The organism is Belnapia sp. AC561 (assembly GCF_979252845.1).
The window spans coordinates 1-3656 of sequence record NZ_CEEDBP010000095.1 but is presented as its reverse complement, the minus strand read 5'-3'; the positions used below and the strand labels follow the sequence as shown (position 1 = coordinate 3656).

5 protein-coding genes are annotated in these 3656 nt (G+C 67.1%); 2 read left to right on the top strand and 3 right to left on the bottom strand.

The features are described 5' to 3' along the window. The coding region (locus AC0IW9_RS30165) for a TauD/TfdA family dioxygenase (protein ID WP_471651999.1) at positions 1-908 on the top strand (908 nt) is incomplete at its 5' end. Between the two features lie 5 nt (positions 909-913). After that, on the top strand, positions 914-1648 hold the full coding sequence (locus AC0IW9_RS30160; RefSeq protein WP_471651998.1) for an aspartate/glutamate racemase family protein: 735 nt from the start codon (positions 914-916) through the stop codon (positions 1646-1648). A gap of 137 nt (positions 1649-1785) precedes the next feature. Here the strand turns inward: AC0IW9_RS30160 and AC0IW9_RS30155 are convergent, their stop codons facing one another. From AC0IW9_RS30155 to AC0IW9_RS30145, 3 genes are all read right to left on the bottom strand, one after another. Further along, positions 1786-2040, bottom strand: coding sequence for an HNH endonuclease (locus AC0IW9_RS30155; protein ID WP_471651997.1), 255 nt, complete (start codon positions 2038-2040; stop codon positions 1786-1788). A gap of 35 nt (positions 2041-2075) precedes the next feature. Next, the gene (locus AC0IW9_RS30150; RefSeq protein WP_471651996.1) at positions 2076-2492 is read right to left on the bottom strand and encodes a hypothetical protein; all 417 of its coding nucleotides are present in this window, start codon (positions 2490-2492) and stop codon (positions 2076-2078) included. A gap of 169 nt (positions 2493-2661) precedes the next feature. After that, positions 2662-3656, bottom strand: a 995-nt coding sequence (locus AC0IW9_RS30145) for a Bug family tripartite tricarboxylate transporter substrate binding protein (protein WP_471651995.1), incomplete at its 5' end; no start/stop codon positions are given.

Sequence of the window (3656 nt, the reverse complement as noted above, 5' to 3'; positions counted from 1 at the left end):
TCGTCCCCCAGGCCGGCCCCGCCGCCTGGACCGGCGCCGCCCTGACCCCGGCCGACTGGATGGTCCCGGTCGGCGCCGAGGTCGCCGCCGAACTGGCCGCCGCCGGCCCCGCGCCCGATGCCGGCCGCCTGCCCCTGCTCGCCGCCCTGCTGCGCGGCGTGGCCGAGCGGCTGGAGCATGGCCGCGGCTTCTGCCTGCTGCGCGGCCTCGCCCTCGATCGGCTCGAGGCGCCGGAGGCCGCGCTACTCACCCTCGGCGGCCTGCTCGGCACGCCGCTGCCGCAGGACGGCGCCGGCACCCTGGTCGCCCGGCTCGACGGCCCCGGCGCCGCGGCCGAGGCGCCCGCCCGCTTCCATGCCGACCCGGCCGATGCGACCGGCCTGCTCTGCCTGCAGCAGCCGCGGGAGGGCGGCAGCGTCACGCTGGTCTCCGCCCCCACCCTGCACAATGCCCTGCTCAAGGCGGATCGCCCGAGCCTCGCGCTGCTGCACCAGCCCTGGCCGCATGGCAGCGCCGAATCGCCGGTCCTGCTGCCGGTGCTGAGCACCGCCAGCGGCGCCTTCGTCGGCCGCTACGACCGCGATTCCATGATCGAGCCGCTGCTCGACGAGGCCCAGCGTGCCGCCCTGGCCGCGCTGGATGCCGCCGCCGCCACGCCCGGCCAGGCGCTCTCGATCCCGCTGCATACCGGCGACCTGCTGTTCCACAACCCGCACCTGGTGTGGAAGCGGGTGAATGCCGCGACCGGCGCGGAGCCGGACCAGGCCGGACGCCAATTGCTCCGCCTCTGGCTCGCCACGCCCGGCTCGCGCGACCTGCCGGAAAGCTTCCGCCAGCTCTTCCGCGAAACCGCCGCCGGCGCGTCCCGCGGCGGCATCCCGGCCGGCGCCGCCATGGTGGGGGGCTAGGGCCGATGCGGATCCTGGTCGCCAATGCGAATACGACGGAGGCCATCACCGCGCTCTGCGCCGAGGCCGCCCGCGCCGCGGCCAGCCCCGGCACCACCATCATCCCCGCCACGCCGCGCTTCGGCCCCGCCGTCATCTCGACCCGGGCGGAGAACATCATCGCCGGCCATGCGCTGCTGGCGCTGCTCGCGGAGCATGCCGGGCAGGTGGATGGCGTGCTGCTCGCCGTCAGCCACGACACCGCGCTGGAGGCGGCGCGCCAGCTCATGCCCTGCCCGGTGGTGGCGATGACCGAGGCGGCCTGCCTCACCGCCTGCCTGGCCGGCGGGCGCTTCGGCCTCGCCACCTTCGGCGCCACCGAGACCTACCGCGAACGCATCGCCCAGCACGGCCTCGCCGCCCGCCTCGCCGGCCTGGTCGGCGTGGACGCGACCCCGCAGGAGGCGGTGCGGGACCCGGAGGGCGTCGCCGCGAAGATGCTCGCCGGGATCGAGGCGCTGGTCGCCGAGGGCGCCGATGCCGTCATCCTCGGCGGCGCCGCCCTGGCCGGGATGGCGCCGAGGCTGCAGCCGCATTGCCCGGTGCCGCTGCTCGACGGCATCGCCTGCGGCGTGCGGCTGCTGGAGATGATGGTGGCGCTGAAGCTGCCCAAGCCACGGGTCGGCAGCTTCGCCGCGCCGCAGGGCCGGGTGGTGGGCGGGGTCGAGGCGCCGCTTGCGGCGCTGCTGCGGGGGGTGTGAGGGCCTGAGGTCGAAGGGGCGCTGCCCCTTCGAGCTACCCCGCCAAAGGCCGAAAGGCCCTTGGAACCCGGGAGTTAAAAAATGTGTACGTTTTTGCAATGGTTAGCTGCAGGATTATTCCTTGTTGTCGGCAATGATTATTCCCGGACGAGGTCATTAATTTGATTGTAAACTTTATTTAAAAGTTTAGCGGTATTGGATGAGTAATGAAATGCCCGGTGACAATTCGGGCAGAGAGCGACGGTATTTTGAACTGTATCGCTGCCGCCCTCTGCGAGCATTTTCATGTGATGAACTTCTAGATAATCCAATCCCAGAGTTGTTTTGAACGGCGCGGGCGTTTCGCAGCATTCGCAACGGCCGCCCGCTCTTCTCAAAACAAACGCCTTCACCTTAGGGTCACGCAAAAAAATAGTTGATGACGCACTTATTTTTGGGGATTAGCATTGCCCTGCGGGGAAGGTAGGTTAGAGCGTTCAAGCAGCCGCTTCACTTTTCCATCGAGTTCTACAGGGTCGGATGTCGGTCGAAATTCTTCATTCTCCTTACTGATTCGTTGAGCAGAAATTTCAATGATGTCTGCTTTAAAGCGGTCTGGGTATTTAAGTACAATTGACTCGTAACTGACTTCGGCCGGGATCATATCGAACCCACTCGACTGCTTTCGGATGCGTCGTTCAATCACTTCAACGGACGCATATTTTCGAAGGTCTCGCGGTTCATATCCAATTGAGCGTGAAAGATTAAGTCTTGCCCGATTTTCCTGGTAAATCTTGAGGGTTTTTGAAATCTCTTGATCTACGGGGTCGGCGCTTTGCGCGAGCCCCTCAAGCACCTTAGACATTGGTTATCCCTTTTGAAAATACGAGGGAAAATGATGACGGATAACAACCGGCTGCTTAATGCCAATCGGTCAACCAAGTATTTTCGATTTCGATAAATGCCAAAACTAAGAAAAATAGATGAGAGGGGTTCGGGGAGAGAATACTTTCTCTCCCCGACCTTGCCTTTCCTCAGTCCAGCCGCGCCCCTGAAACCCGCACCACCTCGCTCCACTTCTTGTTCTCCGCCGCGATGAAGGCATCGAATTCCGCCGGCCCCATCGGCCGCGGCGCGCTGCCCACGTCCTTCAGCTTGGCCAGCACCGCCGGTTCCTTCAGCGCCGCCAGGATCGCCGCCGAGACCTTCTCCACCACCGGCCGCGGTGTCTTCGCCGGCGCCTGCACGCCGAACCAGGCGACGGCCTCGAAGCCCGGCACGCCGGCCTCGGCCACGGTCGGGACCTCCGGCGCGGTGAACCAGCGCTCCTTCGAGGTCACCGCCAGCAGCCGCAGCGCGCCCGAGGCGATGTGCGGGATATAGGCCGGCAGGTTGTCCACCGCGACCTGCAGCCGGCCGGCCAGCAGCTCGGGGATGACGTTGCCGGTGCCGCGATAGGGCACGTGCTGCATGTCGATCTTGGCGCTGTACTTCAGCAGCTCGCCGCACATGTGGCCGGAGGTGCCGTTGCCCGGCGTGCCGTAGTTGAGGTCGCCCGGCTTGGACTTGGCCAGGGCGAACAGCTCCGCCAGGGTCTTCGCCGGGACATCCTTGTTGACCAGCACGCCGTTGGCGACCTCGTTCACCAGCGCGACCGAGGTGAGGTCCTTCTCCGGGTCGTAGGGCATCCGGCTGTAGAGGTACTGGTTGATGCTGGCGGTGCCGATGGTCCCCATCAGCAGCACGTGGCCATCGGCCTCGGACTTGGCGACGTTGTCGGCGCCGATGTTGCCGCCGGCGCCGGCGCGGTTGTCCACCACCACCGGCTGGCCCAGCATGTCGGTCAGCCGCTCGGCGATGACGCGGGCCGTCACATCCGTGGCGCCGCCGCCGGAGAAGGGCACCACCAGCCGCACCGGCCGGTTCGGATAGGCGGCCGGCTGGGCGCGCAGGCTGGCGGGGGCGGCGAGGATCGGCAGGGCGCCCAGCAGGACGCGGCGGGGCAAGATGGGGCGGGACAAGATGGGGC